This is a genomic window from Polycladospora coralii (assembly GCF_014773435.2).
GTDB lineage: Bacteria > Bacillota > Bacilli > Thermoactinomycetales > Thermoactinomycetaceae > Polycladospora > Polycladospora coralii.
Window position 1 is genome coordinate 273,772 of record NZ_JACXAG020000003.1, and the last position, 15,230, is coordinate 289,001.

Sequence of the window (15,230 nt, forward strand, 5' to 3'; positions counted from 1 at the left end):
TTCCATCGTGGAGGATGACTTTTCGTTCTTTCTTGAATATACCTTACCTTAATTAAGGGTTTATAGACAGCGACTAAAAATGATGAAGGAGAGATATGAATGAAATGTATGAATGAAATTGTCGATCAGGATGTGGCTACTCATTTTGTTATCAAACCATGTGTATTGATCTTCAATGAGTTGGGACAAGTGCTCGTCGTTCGTAATCAGGATGGAAATTGGGACTTACCTAGTGGGATATTAAATGAAAACCCTTCCCTTGTTCAGTTTCTCTCTCAGTGTGTATATGAACAGACTGGATTAATAGTAGAAGAGGCACAATATGTCCATGCGATGATAAAATCAAATGAAGAGAAGAATATGTATACGCTTATCGCATTATTTGTATCTTATCAAACAATGGGTAGAATAAAGAATGAAATAAATATCAGATATATGAATATTGTAGACTTGCCCACTACAATTCAAGAAGTGATAACCAGTTATCTGAACGGATCATATTCAGGAGTGCGGATGCATCACGGATAAGTGTATTTTGAATATATTGTAGCAGTGATATGGGTCATCCCAAAGACACGACTTGACATCATAGTATAATAATGGTCTTGTGACCACAGCGATGCCACTTCAATCCTATGTGTGTAGGTTTTATTTTGTATTGTTGGGGTATTCTTTTTATAATGATACTGAAGGAGGGGAATTTTGATATGGGATATATTATAAAGCTAGTTGTGTCTACCTTAGCTGTGCTATTGGCCTCACAGTTTATTCCTGGTATTGAGGTGAATACATGGGGCACGGCTATTCTTGCAGCGTTTGTGTTAGGAATTGTTAATTTAATTATTCGTCCGTTACTTGTCTTACTTACGTTACCGATTAACTTGGTTACATTCGGCTTGTTTACATTAGTCATTAATGCATTAATGTTTTGGTTAACAGGTTCATTAGTTAGTGGGTTTGAAGTAGATGGATTTGTGCCCGCATTTTTAGGTGCTTTTGTCGTAACGATTATTACATGGATTGCTAGCTTTGTAACAGACTAAAAAACAGGACCCCTCTTAACGGTCCTGTTTTTTTATGAAGTGGTAGATGTATCCTTAATATCGATTAACTCAGCACGAATAATATAACGGTCAGGTGCATTACCGACATAGTCAAATGGATAACATGTGGTAAGAGATAAAATGGGCTTTTCATCGGGTACAATTACAGTCCGATCATCTTTGTCAGTAATCCAAGTTTTTCGGATCTGGTATACCACCATTTTACCCCGCATTTTCACATAAATTTTATCGCCGATTTTTAAATCACCGGCTTGCTGTAAAACAGTATCGCGATGACCTGATAATACCGTATGTCCTGTCTCCCCTGGACTTACCGTACCATATCCTTGATAGAGTCCAATTCCTTTTGATAAAGAATTTTCGTCCGTATCTTTTACAATGGGAACAATCAGCCCATCTAATGATGGAATGATCAGCTCTCCAACCTGATCACCGGCTTTGGCACTTTTAACTTCAGGAAATGAAGTTCCTTCTTGTAATGAGGGAGCTTCTGATTTATCTTGCCATCCTGTAGCCAGTGCATTTGCCCGTTCTGGATCGTGGTTTTTGTTTTGAAGTTGATCGTACCAAAAATATAAATTATATAATAGGACACCCAACCCGACTAAAATAATCACCCACGCAATTGCTTTTTTTATATTGTTCCATCTCCGTTCTATAACTAAGATGACTTGCATACTTACCAGTAACTAGCTATATTCTAGCAAAAAATGATTGGACTTACGAGCGGGATAAAAAGTATTCGGCTCTCTTTTAATGCGCCTTAAAACACGACTGTGATCATGAAAATCGATACACTTGATAATGATTAGGATTAGCGGTACGATTTGAGATATTACATTAATATGAGAAATGGCAGTGGCATTGATGATCCAAAACACACGACGTTTTCATGTGGGAAAATCAATAAGCTCCAGTCAATACTGCAATGAGATTGGTCATATTAGAGTAGATGCAGCATCTTACTTGTTCTATAATACACTCAAATGGCATAGCCCAGCTCTAGCTATTAATCGAAACTAGGGGAGAATCGTATGCAACAAAAAGTAGTGGTAAGAGATTTAGCACAAGTACTTGGTTTAGAAGTAATGACGACAAGAGAGCAACTTAACAGAGAGGTGCGTGTTGCCGATTTTCATCGTCCTGGATTAGAATTGGCGGGTTATTTTACTTATCATCCGGTAGATCGTTTACAATTGCTTGGGAAAACAGAACTATCTTTTTTGCAAGGCCTAGATGCAGACGAAAAGTGGGAGCGCTTATTGCAGTTATGTCATCCAGATACACCATGTATCATTATTACACGTCAACTAGAGGTTCCAGCTGAGTTGATGAAGATTGCAACGGATCAGGGAGTTCCAATCCTGAGAACCAAATTATCTACAACAAAATTTGGCAGTAAACTAACTAACTATTTAGAACGAATGTTAGCGCCTACGACTACCGTGCATGGTGTTCTGGTTGATGTATATGGAATTGGCTTAATTTTAATGGGAAACAGCGGAATTGGTAAGAGTGAGACAGCACTTGAACTTGTAAAACGTGGACATCGACTGGTTGCAGATGATGCAGTGGAAATTCAACAAACAGAAGAAGGTCAATTGGTTGGACATGCTCCTGAATTAATCCGCTATTTATTAGAGATCAGGGGATTAGGAATCATTAATGTCATGACTTTATTTGGTGCTGGAGCAGTACGTGATAAGAAGAAAATCTCACTCGTCATCCAATTAGAAACTTGGAAAAAAGAGCAACAATATGATCGTTTGGGCTTAGATGAGGAAAAAGTTCAGATCATCGATACCGAACTGACAAAGCTTACGATTCCAGTAAGACCAGGACGTAATTTGGCCGTTATTATTGAAGTCGCAGCTATGAATTTTCGTCTAAAGAAAATTGGATATGACGCTGCACAACAATTCGTTAATCAATTAAGTGAGAAAATTGATATTGCGGATGATTTGGATTAATGATCCTTAGCAATCTTGTTGTATATGAAGATGGTTTAGTGCACGCTGAACTTTGACATCGCTCCATTTTGGGGAATAGATATATATAATTGGCTCCCCATTTATGCAGTTGGGCGTTTGGCAGTAACCACAGTCATTAGAGATTCTGACACTTTTTGAATGATTACATTCAAAACAATCATAGGCTTCAATGGATTGGTGTATATTTGCTAGCTTCATTGTTCATAAATTTCTCCTCCTTGACGATATCACCTCATTTTAATCGACAAATGATATACTTGTCCAATATTCTTTCATTCATGGAATGATATACTGTAAGATAGAAAAGACGTCCATAGAGAGGAGTATAACCAATGAACCTTTATTTAGTATTGGATCCAGTTGCACTATCACTCGGTCCAATCAGCATTCACTGGTACGGGATTATTATGGGAACGGCAGCAATGTTAGGGTTGTGGCTAGCTATGCGTGAAGGAGAGCGAAGGGGATTAGAAAAAGATCTATTCTTGGATATGATGATTTGGGTGATTCCTGCCGCTATTTTAGGTGCAAGGTTGTATTATGTAGCGTTTGAGTGGAGCTACTATGCGGAGCATCCCGCCGATATTATCGCCATATGGAAAGGTGGCTTAGCCATCCATGGCGGTCTAATTGGTGCGTTTATTGCGGGAGCATTTTTTGTTCGTAAGTATAAAGTTCCCTATCTTGTATTAGCAGATATTGTAGCACCAAGTATCATCATTGGCCAAGCAATAGGTCGTTGGGGCAACTTTATGAATCAGGAAGCTCATGGTGGTGTAGTTAGTCGGTCTTTTTTGGAAGGTTTACACTTACCCAATTGGATTATTGAGCAAATGAATATTCAAGGTGTCTATTATCATCCTACTTTTTTATATGAATCGCTGTGGAGCTTAATCGGATTCGCTTTGTTAATCTCACTTCGATATGTAAATCCTAAGAGAGGTGTCATTTTCTTCAGTTATTTGATCTGGTATTCTCTAGGACGTTTCTTTGTAGAGGGTTTACGCACCGATAGCTTAACTTTTGAAGGTCCCAATTGGCTGGCTGAGTTTATGAATCTTTTATGGTCACCCATGCAGCTTCTTTTTGAACCGGGTATGATGGCATCAGGGAATATCCGAGTTGCTCAGTTTATCAGTCTTTTACTTGTGTTATTCGGAATCGGTATGATTCTCTATCGTAAATTAAGTGGCGTTGCTGTTGACTCCTATCGGAATGATGAAGTAAACGCTTAGAGGTGAAGTAATGAAATATACTGCCGTATTATTTGACTTAGACGGAACCTTAATCGATACAAATGAACTGATTTTAGCTTCCTTTATGCATACGCTGCAGGAGCATTGTCCAGGAAAATTTTGTGAAGCTGATGTGATCCCCCATTTAGGAGAGCCTTTACAAGATCAAATGAAGCGCTTTGATCCGAATCAAGTAGAGCAGATGGTACATACTTATCGCGTTTTTAATCGGGCTTGGCATGATCATTATGTTACAGCTTTTCCAGGTGTAGTTGAAGTGCTACATGAGTTAAAAAAGAGATCCGTCAAGCTAGCTGTGGTTACAAATAAAGGAAGAGAAATGGCAGAACGAGGTCTACAGCTTTTTGGTCTAAATAAATGGATCGATCAGATCGTCTGTGTGGATGATACGTCGCAACCGAAACCAGCCCCTGATATGATATTGCTGGCACTACAGCAACTAAATATATTGAAGACAGAAGCAGTGATGGTGGGAGATAGCCGATTTGATCTATTAGCAGCCCAGCGTGCTGGGGTTGATCGTATTGCTGTAAAATGGAGCTTGCATTGGAAAGAGTTAGAAATGTACCAGCCTGATGATTACTTGGAAACAATGAACGACTTATTGCCTATCGTTTTGGGGACAAAAAAAGAACCTGCTCGTTAGCGAGTAGGTTCTTTTTTTGCTTTTTGAATCGCTTGCCTTAAATATTCCACTTGTTCTTGATTGGTATCTGACCAAGCTTCTTCAAGTGAAGATGGGGTATCCGTATATTGGGGCAAAAGCTGGAATTGAGAGCATGTCAAATCAACTCGTTTACCATTGATCCAATTATAATAGTGCCACGCATCATTAATGCGTGTTTTCTTAATGCTCCCGCCACAATATTCCTGTAGGATAATAGCTGTTACGCTACACTGTCCTCGGGCGGGATTAGCAAGTGTGTACAAGCTACTTGATTGAGATGACCAAGCTTTTTCAAATAATGGCAGGTAGTCTTTGAAATGGGAAATCATTTGGTTTTACCAGCTTCACTGCCAATAATATCTCCTATATGGTTAATGCTGTCTTGCTCCAGTAAAGTTAATAATTCCATATTGATTTTTTTTGCGATGGCAGGTCCATGATAGATCATGCCGGTATAGACTTGGATGAGATTTGCCCCTGCTTTAAACTTTTCGTAGGCATCTGCACCTGTAAATATTCCACCTACGCCGATGATGGGAATACGGCCTTGTATGATTTGATAAACTTTACGAATGATGTCGGTTGAAGGGTCAGCTAAAGGTTTTCCACTTAAACCGCCACTTTGGGTTTGGTTAGAAGAGCGCAATTGATTGCGTGCAAGTGTGGTATTAGTAGCAATGATGCCATCTATACCGATTTGTAAAGAGGTGTGGATCACGTCTTGCAGTTGTTCATCACTTAAATCAGGAGCTATTTTAAGTAAGATTGGCTTTTTCACTCGGTGTTTATCTTGTAAAATAGCTCTCGTATGTATAATGGTATCGAGTAATTTTTTTAAGGCGTCAATATGTTGTAAATCACGTAACCCTTTTGTATTGGGAGAACTGATATTGATTACAAAGTAATCACCATAGGCATAAAGCTTTTTTAAGCTATACGTATAATCATCACTTGCAAGATCATTTGGCGTATCTTTATTTTTACCCAGATTAATTCCGATTGGAGCTGTGGGACGGGGCAGGGAAGCAAAGGAGCGAAGTGCAGATTCTACACCATGATTGTTAAATCCCATACGATTTATCAAGGCTTGATCCGCTGGTAAACGAAATAAGCGAGGTGTAGGATTTCCGGCTTGTGGACGAGGTGTTAGGGTACCCACTTCTATAAATCCAAAACCGAAAGAAGCGAGTGCAGGGTATACTTCGGCGTGTTTATCGAAACCGGCTGCTAATCCTACTGGATTTAAAAAAGAGAGTCCTAAAGTATGTTGTGATAATTTTTCATGATGAACGGTCCATTTCTGACGGTATAAACGCTCAATGTACTTCGTTTTTTGCAGGGTTTTTAAACTATTTATTGTAAGATGATGGATGGTTTCAGGATTCATAGAAAATAGTGCTTTGCGAAGTGTGGTATAGATCACAGGAATACATCCTTTCCCAAATCATATGAAAATGACCATACCAGAAGTGGCAAGGTCATTTTCAATCCGGTGTTTGGCTATCTTATTTTTTTACTTGGCTTAAAAATGATTCGATTTGTTGTTTTGTTTTTGCATTACGACTATGAAGTCGATCTTGTTCCACACCTTCTTGAAAAATGATGAAAGTAGGAATCCCTTTTACATGATATTGTTCTGCGATATCGCGCGCATCATCTACATCGATTTCGGCAAATTGGAAGTCGTTGTTAAACTTTTCTTCGATAGCGGGTAGATCTGGTGCAATTCGCTTGCAGTCGATACACCAATCTGCATTAAACTCGACCACTTTGCTACCGCTAGCAATAAAATTGTGGAAGTTTTCTTGGCTTAATTTGTTCATTGAGAAATTCCTCCTATTATGTAAGGTGTTTATCCCAAAGGGTTTGTAATTTTTTCACATAGCGTGTGATGGATGATGTAGATACACCATATTTTTGTGCAATTTCCTTTTGTGTCAATTTTAGTTGATACTTCTTAGCGATTGCGTATTCCAATGCACCCGCTAGCGCTTCAATTTTTTTCACCTGGTGGTCCCTAAAATCAGGCTGATGCTGGAAGGTAAAAAGGAGTTGCTGTGCTTCATTTTGTTGTTGTAGCGTATAGTCTTGCATATTGTGCAGTAGCGCGTGGATAACACGTTGTTCAAACTGTTTATTTTCAAGAGAGTCAGTGGAATCATATCCCACTTCAGTAATCCTACCTTCAATCCACATCTGAATAGGTGCAGCGACATGCATGTGTTTTAAGATCAGCAATGCAATCTTTTTAAGTTCTTCATCTTCATTTGGTTTGAGGATATAGGAACGTAGTAATTGTTCGACTTCCTTATCTTGTATCTTCCACAGCACTTGTAATGCTTGAAGCTTGGTATTGTAATCTCCATGATTCAGTGACCAGAAAAATGAAGAGCGTAAGAGTGGATTATCCTTTAAGTGGGACAGGTTTTGTGGATCGCGTTGTTTATTTTCAATTCGTATCCATTCTTCTTCAAATGGAAGTTGATAGGCATACTGTATAAGTGGAAGTTCTGTGTCTTGTTGAGACCATTTTTCTACTTGAGCCAAGTAAAAGCGAGGTACATCTGAAATAAAATCAAGCTCAGCAGCTATCTTCCAATAACGAATCGCCTTATTTAAGCGTCCCGTATTCCATGCTGCTACTGCACAATGATGGTATAAGCCGACCTCAGCATGCACATCCGTTTTCAGAAGGCGTGTAAATAAATGGTAAGCAACTTCATGTTCTCGTAGTATGCCCATCGTCGTTGCTAACTTATAGGCATGTTCTGTATGGAGAGGGACTAATTTTTTTAAGGTTTGAATGAGTTGTTTGCTGTAATGACCTTGCTTGTTATGAAAAGAAAGAATGGCTAAATTACACAGTGCATGTAAATTCATCTCGTCCATTTCAAGCACATGCTGTATGCATTTATACGCGTCTTCGATTCTATCCGTATAAAAATAAGCCAGAGCCAGATTGTTTTGTGCAGCTAAAAACTCCGGGTTTGTCTCGATTATTTTTTCTAATCTCTCAATCGCTTGCAAAAAATGACCCGCTTCTAAGTGATCACGGGCAATCTCATGGGATTGCATATACTCAGGCATGGCTGCTGAGGGAGGTTCCTTGGGCGGACGCCCAAGTTCTATAGATATCATATAAAGCATATCTTCTGCTTCTTCCATGTATTCACCAGCTGGCTCGGCACTCAAATATTCTAATAAGTAGTCTTCTGCTAACTCAAATGCCCCCATGTTAGCGGAATTGTTTGCTAAAAAAAAGAGACATTCATGTAAGTCAGGATTGACTTCAGCTAACACAGTCTCTAAAACTTCATTTGATTCTTCAAAACGCCCTAACTCAGATAATAAACCTGCTAAGTTACAATGGTTGATCGCATTATGAGGTTCTTTTTCCATCGCCAATTTAAAGTAACGAATCGCTTTTTCATACTGATGCCGATCAATAGAACGTACGGCACGTTCAAAGTAAAAGCCAGCATCCATCTGTAGCGGAACAATTTTCTTTTGTGTAGGTTTTGTTTCAGTTTTTGATTTCTTCATATGTCGCCTCCAACCAGCAAGGATTTAAACGGTTTTGCTGGCGGTTTAATACTTGTGCAAGTATATCATAAATGGTAACAAAATACATACTGACGCTAATGGTTTATTTGTGAAAATCGATAGAGCAATTGTAACCCTAAATCTCCACTTTTTTCGGGTTGAAATTGTATACCAAAATTATGATTGCGGGCTACAATTGCTTGTATACTTTGACCCGATTCACTGTGTGCAATCACATCATCATTGTTACTCACCCGTGCATGGTATAGGTGATCATAATATACGTTTTCCTCAGATAGGCCTTTCAATAGTGGATGGGGATATTTAAAAGAAAGCCATTCCCAACCTTGATGCGGACAACAGGGGCGTTGATGATCGATCGGAATAATATGACCGTGAATGAAATTTAATCCTTGGAAATATCCATCCTCGTCACTGCTCGTAAATAATAGGTGCATCCCAAGTCCGATGCCAAGTAGTGGCTTTTGTTTAAAATGGTGTTGAAATAGAGCTTGATCCAGTTTTTGAGCCACCAGTGTTTGCATGGCATCTTTGAAGCTCCCAGTTGCTGTTAAAATAATATGGCTTGCATCTGCCAGTTTTTCAGGCGTATTTGCATATACGTGTGCAATCTTCATTTGTCTGAGTGCGTAACCGATTTGCTTTTCACTTTCGACTCCTAGGTCTATTATCGCAAGCATGTGCCCTCTCCTCTAACCAATTCGCTAATTGTAAAAGCGCTTCTCTTCTATATGAATAGCTCAAACGTTCATCTGTTGACATTTCACTTAAGGTGCGATTCTCTCCATTTGGAATAAATATCGGATCATATGGAAAATGAGGATTTTCAGTTGGCGACTGCTCAAAGTGAATAATCGAACCGTGTGTTTTTCCACTAAATGTCTGAATTTTTCCCTGCCATGATAATGCAATACATCCTTCAAACCAAGCACTTCTTGACTCCCCGTCTAATAGTTTTGCCATGCCCTTATAACCTAATTGTTGAAACAGGCGTTTTGAAAGAACACCAGGGAACGTAGGGTATGCTTCAAAGAAAATTCCGGCGTCATCGACCATAACACAGTCGAAGCCTTCATTTATGATCTGTTGTAACTTAATGTGTGCAATCTTTTTAACACTCCCTGTAGCAGGCTCTGAAAAAGAGAAGGGAACTTCCCTTACTTCATAACCCAAAGGGTTTAATATGTTATTTGCTTCTTCTAGCTTACCTCTGTTCTGTGTAGCAAACAATATTTTCATAATATTCACCTACTGCTAGTGTATTCATTTTTCGTTGTAATCCGTTCAGTCTGAAGAAGTTGCCACATGTTCACGTGTTTTTGTGCTACACTTTTTTATAAATGATCAAGGATTTTAATTGATCGTAATAAGGAAGAGCTAAATGGGTTGAAATGTCTGTGAACCGTACCGGATATAGGGTTTGAACTCGCACCCCGCGTATAAATCATATCACATGAACCAGTCAGCTTAAAATATAGGGTAGCCAACCACCCTACTTTCAGTGATATGGACGACGAATGATGGAGAGAATTGCTTGGCCATGTTTGAATTTAAAAGGAGATGAAAGTATGAAAGAACGATTAGATTGGATTATAAGTGAAAAAGCAAAGGGAAACATAGAGTCGGCTCAAACAGAAATGCTTAAGCTTGTTAGTGATTACCCAGATGACGTTCAAGCTCAGCTTGAATGTGCGTATTTTCATGATTCATTGGGATTTGAAAAGGAGGCTGTTACCTACTATGAAAAAGCACTCTCATTAGGCATACCTACCGATCAATTGTCTGAAGCGCTGTTAGGACTCGGAAGTACGTATCGTTGTTTAGGTGAATATGAAAAATCTAGAGAGACTTTAGAGCGGGGAATTCAGCAATTTCCAGAAGATCGACCTTTACATATCTTCTTAAGTTTAACTTTGTATAACCTACACCAACATGATAAAGCAATGGAAATTTTACTCAGTCAATTACTAGAAACAACATCTGACAGTGAAATACAACAATATAGTAGGGCACTTCATTTTTATAAAGATCAATTAGATGCCACTTTTATGAAATAGTAAAGTGATTCTAGATTTAAAGTGAAATATCATTCATTATCCTATCCATTTAAATGATTATAAAATATCCTTAACTATAAATGGTGTAAAATGTGGCAGGGATAGCAGAATGTCACTTCAAAGCAAGTAAAGGAACTAGAGATGTTATATGCTTAGCATACAGAAGGAGATTTCATAAAGCCTTTAAGATTTCCTTATGATAAAATGACATCTAGAAATGTTAGGTCAAGATCCCACTTTTGCTTGCGACGTTTCATAACAGGACTCGTCTTTTAGCAAAATGGTGATAGTCGGGTATAATAGTGGAAAAAGCAAGAGTGGAGGTTCTCAAATTGGATACCAAAGAAAATGGGGTTCAATTAGCGGTGATTACAGGGATGTCAGGGGCTGGAAAAACAGTTGCTGTACAAAGGTTAGAAGACTTAGGATACTTTTGTATAGATAACTTGCCACCTATTTTGCTCTCCAAGTTCTTAGATTTAATTGAACAGTCGAGCGGGAGCTTGCGTAAAGTGGCTGTGGTAATCGATTTAAGAGGCAGGGAATTTTTTTCATCCTTATTTGGTGCTCTAGATCAATTGGAAGCGCATCACGGTATTGATTACCAAATCCTTTATTTAGATGCAAGTGATCAAACATTAGTGCGTCGGTACAAGGAGACCAGAAGAAGACATCCGTTATCTCCAGATGGTACCCCGCTTGATGGTATTGTACAGGAGCGTAAACTTTTAGAAGAGATAAAAGGACGTGCCCATCACATCTTGAATACGAGTGTACTGAAACCTTCTGAGTTAAAAGATAAAATTAGTTCACTCTTTACTTTTTTTGATGCAGCCGAGCTAGCGATTACTTTTATGTCGTTTGGGTTTAAACATGGTGTTCCGATTGATGCGGATTTGGTATTTGATGTTCGTTTTCTGCCAAATCCGCATTATGTAGATACACTACGTCCCAAAACGGGTCAGTCAAACGAAGTGTCTCATTATGTTATGAAGTGGGCAGAAACGAAACAATTTTTAGTAAAGCTAGTTGATATGTTAGCATTTCTCCTTCCTCAATACCACAAGGAAGGAAAGACACAATTGGTGGTGGCTATTGGCTGTACGGGTGGAAAGCATCGCTCAGTAGCAATTGCTGAATATTTAAATGAATATTTTGATGAGGAGCGTAGTCGCGTATTTCATCGTGATATACAGAAAGGCGGATAAGCAGTGTCTAATCACGAGTATCAAACAAAATATAAGGAAAGACGACCACGTATTGTTTGTATCGGTGGAGGAACTGGCTTATCCGTAATGCTTCGCGGACTAAAAAAAATGCCTCTTGATATTACGGCGGTGGTGACTGTAGCGGATGATGGCGGTAGCTCAGGGAGGCTGAGGACTGACCTCCGTATGCCGCCTCCAGGAGATATTCGTAATGTTATGGTAGCCTTGTCAGATACAGAACCTTTGCTGGAAGAAGTCTTTCAATATCGATTTGAAAACGGAGAGGGATTAGCTGGTCACAATCTAGGCAACTTAATGATTGCTGCCTTAAAAGAAATTACAGGGGATTTTACACAAGCCGTAAAAGAATTAAGCAAAGTAATAGCTGTACGAGGCGAAGTCCTACCTGCTAGCGAACAAGATGTCGTGTTATTGGCAGAAATGACGGATGGGACCATCGTGCGAGGAGAATCACAAATTCCTAAATCAGGAAAAAAGATTCAACGGGTTTTTCTTGACCCATTAAAGCCCCCTCCTTTAGATGAGGCAATTAAAGCCATTGCATGTGCAGATGGCATTATCATTGGACCAGGTAGTTTATATACAAGTATTTTACCTAATTTGTTGGTAAGTGATATGACTGAGGCGATACGCTCTGCACCTGCTTGCAAAATATTTATATGTAATATTATGACGCAACCAGGTGAAACTGACTTTTATACAGCAAGTGACCATCTACGTGTGATATACGAACATATTGGGGAAAGATTGTTTGAATATGCCGTGATTAACAATGAAGTTCCTCCTTTATCGATTCAGCAACAGTATGCGATTAGAAAACAACAATTGGTTATACCTGATATTGAACGCATTCAGCAGTACGGTTGCCATGTCATCGCAGATAATTTATTGTTGTATCATTCTGTTCTGAGACATAATGCCGATCGAATTAGTCGTCATATCATGGAGCTTTTGCATCAACGCATGGATCAAAGGCAAAGTGGTTAAAGCGTGCTTACTAAGCTGATGTTTTGAATGTACGTTCTACTAGTGGTGGCGACCCGATTGGAATGAAACGAGATCGCATCGAGGGTAAGGGCTACATCAATACTTTCTTATCCACTAACGAAAGGGAACAACGATGTCTTATACTTCAGTAATCAAAAAAGAACTGACTCAGCTTGAAACAGATGTGTGTTGTAAAAGAGCAGAGCTGTCTGCCTTAGTTCGGATGAATGGCACGATTCAATTACAAAACCGTAAAGTATTACTTGATATCACCACAGAGAACCCATCTACGGCAAGACATATGTTTACGCTTATAAAATCCCTTTACGCTGTACAACCAGAGGTGTTGGTAAGACGAAAGATTAGATTGAAAAAAAACCATGTTTTTGTTATTCGTATATCAGAAACGGCCAATGATATCTTGTCCGATCTGTGTATTCTTAAGAAGGATTCATGGGAACGAATTGAAGGAATCTCAACGCATTTATTTCGAGATGAATTTTGCTCACGGGCTTATTTGCGTGGAGCATTCCTGGCCGGAGGATCTGTAAATAATCCAGATAGTGCTTCCTATCATCTGGAGATTGTTTCCACTTATGATGATCATAGTATAGCGCTATGTAAATTAATGAACGATATGTACTTACATGCGAAAGTAATAGAGCGTAAAAAAGGGTATGTCGTTTATATAAAAGAAGGAGATAAAATAGGTGAGTTTTTGAATATTATTGGTGCGCATCCTTCGTTGTTAAAATTTGAAAATGTACGTATAATGAAAGATATGCGTAATTCAGTTAATCGGCTTGTAAATTGTGAAACGGCCAATTTAAACAAAACGATTTCGGCAGCGATGAGACAGATCGAAAATATCAGGCTAATTGAAGAAACAATGGGGCTAGAAACACTACCAGAAAAACTACGCGAAGTGGCAGTTGTGCGATTGCAACATCCGGATGTCAATTTAGCTGAGTTAGGACAGCTTTTAGCTACTGGCGGAATTAGTAAATCGGCCGTCAATCATCGTTTTCGTAAAATAGAACAGATCGCGAGTGGAATCCGTGATAGACAAAAGGGAGGTTAGGTTCATGGTTGAAAAGCGAGTAGTGGTACGTTTGCAGACGGGCTTACACGCTCGTCCAGCGGCCTTGTTTGTACAAGAAGCAAACAAGTTTTCCTCGGATATTTTTATTATGAAGGGAAGTCATCGTGTAAATGCTAAAAGCATTATGGGGGTGATGAGCTTAGCTGTTTCCAAAGGCACTGAAGTTACCTTATCAGTAGATGGTACGGATGAAGAAAAAGCGATGGATGCTTTATGTGACATCATAAGTAAAGAAGAATAAAGGATTACTTGGTGGAAGACTGTATATGCCTAGATGAAGCGTACAGTCTTTTTTTGTGAATAAGAAATCATTACAAGTGGGATGATTTAAGTGGTTTTTGTTTCGCTAACTGAAAGTTCGAAATACATTTCCTCATTTTCGATAATCATCCTCACTGAAATCATTACATATATGCAAAGAATAAGCTCTTTCTCTTGCCGATAGGTACTTTTTCAATAGAAAGAGAAAGTGTATGAATGATGTAACATTTATAGCTTCTTTGTAAGTACTTGGTTCGATATGATAGGGGTAAATCATGTGTTGTAGGAATGATTCTTGAATTGATTTGGAGGATTCGAATCATGGAGGCAGTAATCCACCTCTTATTAATTATACTATATGGTATCTTATTCTTGTGGAGCTTCCGCTCTTTTCAGGAATCTTCATTTTGGGGAACTTCGTGGGTTCTTTTTTTAATTGTCACCCTTTTATTTGAGAATGTCATCATTTTGATGGGGAGCATATTTGAGCCAGGGCGCATACTGGAGGGACTTAATCTGGTTCGTTATCTTCTCCATGTGCTGTTAATGCCTACTTTAGTGTTTGTTGCACTTGATATTTTACGTAGAACATCTGTTGAGTGGTCCCAATATATGGTGACGCAGTTGATATATAATCTTTATACATTTGTACTGACAGTGGTTGGCATATTCATAGAAGTGATTTGGAATGATTTTACTTGGATAAAGTCTAATGGTATGTTTTATTATGTCGCTGTAGAAGAAAATTCATCGTTCTTAATGTTGTTTACCCTTATTCCTTTGATGATTGCCGCCGTTTCAATCTGGAGAAAATTACATTGGCCCGTATTACTTTATTGTCTCCCCTTTGCTGTTGCAGGCGGAGCGATAGGATATTATTATGATCAAGTTGTCATCGTATCTCTATTTGAACTGGTCTTGATGTGGATGCTTGTGATGACAGAACAAAAATTAAAACAAGAAGATTTTTTTACACCGGACACCTTATTTGAATAGAGATTGACTGTATAATTGCGGCTTTTTGCCTCAAACTAAAGAGGCGGAGGTGGGCA

General features: G+C 38.8%; 18 protein-coding genes. 11 read left to right on the forward strand and 7 right to left on the reverse strand.

What is annotated here, in order from left to right; all coding sequences use genetic code 11:
- The first annotated feature begins 99 nt into the window (after positions 1–99).
- Positions 100–528, forward strand: a complete 429-nt coding sequence (locus IC619_RS09480) for an NUDIX hydrolase (RefSeq protein ID WP_191139633.1) — start codon at positions 100–102, stop codon at positions 526–528.
- A 179-nt stretch (positions 529–707) separates the two neighbouring features.
- Positions 708–1,043 (forward strand): phage holin family protein, encoded by a 336-nt coding sequence (locus IC619_RS09485; RefSeq protein ID WP_191139634.1) that lies wholly within the window; start codon positions 708–710, stop codon positions 1,041–1,043.
- A gap of 32 nt (positions 1,044–1,075) precedes the next feature.
- Here the strand turns inward: IC619_RS09485 and IC619_RS09490 are convergent, their stop codons facing one another.
- The gene (locus IC619_RS09490; protein WP_191139635.1) at positions 1,076–1,741 is read right to left on the reverse strand and encodes a class D sortase; all 666 of its coding nucleotides are present in this window, start codon (positions 1,739–1,741) and stop codon (positions 1,076–1,078) included.
- A gap of 357 nt (positions 1,742–2,098) precedes the next feature.
- On the opposite strand from IC619_RS09490, the gene hprK reads away from it, so the two are divergent.
- The 3 genes from hprK to ppaX all read left to right on the forward strand — a co-directional run bounded on the left by hprK (position 2,099) and on the right by ppaX (position 4,957).
- Entirely contained in the window at positions 2,099–3,034 is a 936-nt protein-coding gene (gene hprK / locus IC619_RS09495) for an HPr(Ser) kinase/phosphatase (RefSeq protein ID WP_191139636.1), read from the forward strand.
- Positions 3,035–3,387: 353 nt separating this feature from the next.
- The gene (lgt, locus tag IC619_RS09500) at positions 3,388–4,290 is read left to right on the forward strand and encodes a prolipoprotein diacylglyceryl transferase (protein WP_191139637.1); all 903 of its coding nucleotides are present in this window, start codon (positions 3,388–3,390) and stop codon (positions 4,288–4,290) included.
- Positions 4,291–4,300: 10 nt separating this feature from the next.
- Positions 4,301–4,957, forward strand: a complete 657-nt coding sequence (gene ppaX / locus IC619_RS09505; protein WP_191139638.1) for a pyrophosphatase PpaX — start codon at positions 4,301–4,303, stop codon at positions 4,955–4,957.
- Here the strand turns inward: ppaX and IC619_RS09510 are convergent.
- The 6 genes from IC619_RS09510 to IC619_RS09535 form a co-directional block, all read right to left on the reverse strand.
- Entirely contained in the window at positions 4,954–5,307 is a 354-nt protein-coding gene (locus IC619_RS09510) for a YunG family protein (RefSeq protein ID WP_191139639.1), read from the reverse strand. The genes ppaX and IC619_RS09510 overlap by 4 nt on opposite strands.
- Positions 5,304–6,401, reverse strand: coding sequence for a quinone-dependent dihydroorotate dehydrogenase (locus IC619_RS09515; protein WP_347239780.1), 1,098 nt, complete (start codon positions 6,399–6,401; stop codon positions 5,304–5,306). Before IC619_RS09515 ends, IC619_RS09510 begins: the two co-directional genes overlap by 4 nt.
- Positions 6,402–6,483: 82 nt before the next feature.
- Positions 6,484–6,801: a thioredoxin family protein gene (locus tag IC619_RS09520; RefSeq protein ID WP_191139640.1), complete on the reverse strand. Its 318-nt coding sequence runs from the start codon at positions 6,799–6,801 to the stop codon at positions 6,484–6,486.
- A 16-nt stretch (positions 6,802–6,817) separates the two neighbouring features.
- A complete protein-coding gene (locus IC619_RS09525; RefSeq protein ID WP_191139641.1) occupies positions 6,818–8,521 on the reverse strand; it encodes a tetratricopeptide repeat protein in 1,704 nt (567 codons plus the stop codon).
- A 95-nt stretch (positions 8,522–8,616) separates the two neighbouring features.
- The gene (hisH, locus tag IC619_RS09530; protein ID WP_191139642.1) at positions 8,617–9,222 is read right to left on the reverse strand and encodes an imidazole glycerol phosphate synthase subunit HisH; all 606 of its coding nucleotides are present in this window, start codon (positions 9,220–9,222) and stop codon (positions 8,617–8,619) included.
- A complete protein-coding gene (locus IC619_RS09535; RefSeq protein WP_191139643.1) occupies positions 9,188–9,781 on the reverse strand; it encodes a non-canonical purine NTP pyrophosphatase in 594 nt (197 codons plus the stop codon). The genes hisH and IC619_RS09535 overlap by 35 nt, the downstream gene beginning before the upstream one ends.
- Before the next feature lie 329 nt (positions 9,782–10,110).
- Here IC619_RS09535 and IC619_RS09540 point away from each other — a divergent pair, with 329 nt between their 5' ends.
- From IC619_RS09540 to IC619_RS09565, 6 genes are all read left to right on the forward strand, one after another.
- Complete coding sequence (locus tag IC619_RS09540; RefSeq protein WP_191139644.1) at positions 10,111–10,599, forward strand: tetratricopeptide repeat protein; 489 nt, start codon at positions 10,111–10,113, stop codon at positions 10,597–10,599.
- Between the two features lie 332 nt (positions 10,600–10,931).
- Complete coding sequence (gene rapZ, locus IC619_RS09545; protein ID WP_224749617.1) at positions 10,932–11,807, forward strand: RNase adapter RapZ; 876 nt, start codon at positions 10,932–10,934, stop codon at positions 11,805–11,807.
- A gap of 3 nt (positions 11,808–11,810) precedes the next feature.
- Positions 11,811–12,815, forward strand: a complete 1,005-nt coding sequence (locus IC619_RS09550) for a gluconeogenesis factor YvcK family protein (RefSeq protein WP_347239781.1) — start codon at positions 11,811–11,813, stop codon at positions 12,813–12,815.
- A 133-nt stretch (positions 12,816–12,948) separates the two neighbouring features.
- The gene (whiA, locus tag IC619_RS09555) at positions 12,949–13,896 is read left to right on the forward strand and encodes a DNA-binding protein WhiA (RefSeq protein WP_191139645.1); all 948 of its coding nucleotides are present in this window, start codon (positions 12,949–12,951) and stop codon (positions 13,894–13,896) included.
- Positions 13,897–13,900: 4 nt separating this feature from the next.
- Entirely contained in the window at positions 13,901–14,158 is a 258-nt protein-coding gene (locus IC619_RS09560) for an HPr family phosphocarrier protein (protein ID WP_191139646.1), read from the forward strand.
- 341 nt (positions 14,159–14,499) lie between these two features.
- Entirely contained in the window at positions 14,500–15,174 is a 675-nt protein-coding gene (locus IC619_RS09565) for a hypothetical protein (protein ID WP_191139647.1), read from the forward strand.
- Positions 15,175–15,230: the final 56 nt, after the last annotated feature.

What these genes read in the sequence shown, in the direction of transcription:
- IC619_RS09480 (WP_191139633.1), top strand. Translation starts at nt 100, where the DNA reads ATGAAATGTATGAATGAAATTGTCGATCAGGATGTGGCTACTCATTTT.
- IC619_RS09485 (WP_191139634.1), top strand. Translation starts at nt 708, where the DNA reads ATGGGATATATTATAAAGCTAGTTGTGTCTACCTTAGCTGTGCTATTG.
- IC619_RS09490 (WP_191139635.1), bottom strand. Translation starts at nt 1,741, where the DNA reads ATGCAAGTCATCTTAGTTATAGAACGGAGATGGAACAATATAAAAAAA.
- hprK (WP_191139636.1), top strand. Translation starts at nt 2,099, where the DNA reads ATGCAACAAAAAGTAGTGGTAAGAGATTTAGCACAAGTACTTGGTTTA.
- lgt (WP_191139637.1), top strand. Translation starts at nt 3,388, where the DNA reads ATGAACCTTTATTTAGTATTGGATCCAGTTGCACTATCACTCGGTCCA.
- ppaX (WP_191139638.1), top strand. Translation starts at nt 4,301, where the DNA reads ATGAAATATACTGCCGTATTATTTGACTTAGACGGAACCTTAATCGAT.
- IC619_RS09510 (WP_191139639.1), bottom strand. Translation starts at nt 5,307, where the DNA reads ATGATTTCCCATTTCAAAGACTACCTGCCATTATTTGAAAAAGCTTGG.
- IC619_RS09520 (WP_191139640.1), bottom strand. Translation starts at nt 6,801, where the DNA reads ATGAACAAATTAAGCCAAGAAAACTTCCACAATTTTATTGCTAGCGGT.
- IC619_RS09525 (WP_191139641.1), bottom strand. Translation starts at nt 8,521, where the DNA reads ATGAAGAAATCAAAAACTGAAACAAAACCTACACAAAAGAAAATTGTT.
- hisH (WP_191139642.1), bottom strand. Translation starts at nt 9,222, where the DNA reads ATGCTTGCGATAATAGACCTAGGAGTCGAAAGTGAAAAGCAAATCGGT.
- IC619_RS09535 (WP_191139643.1), bottom strand. Translation starts at nt 9,781, where the DNA reads ATGAAAATATTGTTTGCTACACAGAACAGAGGTAAGCTAGAAGAAGCA.
- IC619_RS09540 (WP_191139644.1), top strand. Translation starts at nt 10,111, where the DNA reads ATGAAAGAACGATTAGATTGGATTATAAGTGAAAAAGCAAAGGGAAAC.
- whiA (WP_191139645.1), top strand. Translation starts at nt 12,949, where the DNA reads ATGTCTTATACTTCAGTAATCAAAAAAGAACTGACTCAGCTTGAAACA.
- IC619_RS09560 (WP_191139646.1), top strand. Translation starts at nt 13,901, where the DNA reads ATGGTTGAAAAGCGAGTAGTGGTACGTTTGCAGACGGGCTTACACGCT.
- IC619_RS09565 (WP_191139647.1), top strand. Translation starts at nt 14,500, where the DNA reads ATGGAGGCAGTAATCCACCTCTTATTAATTATACTATATGGTATCTTA.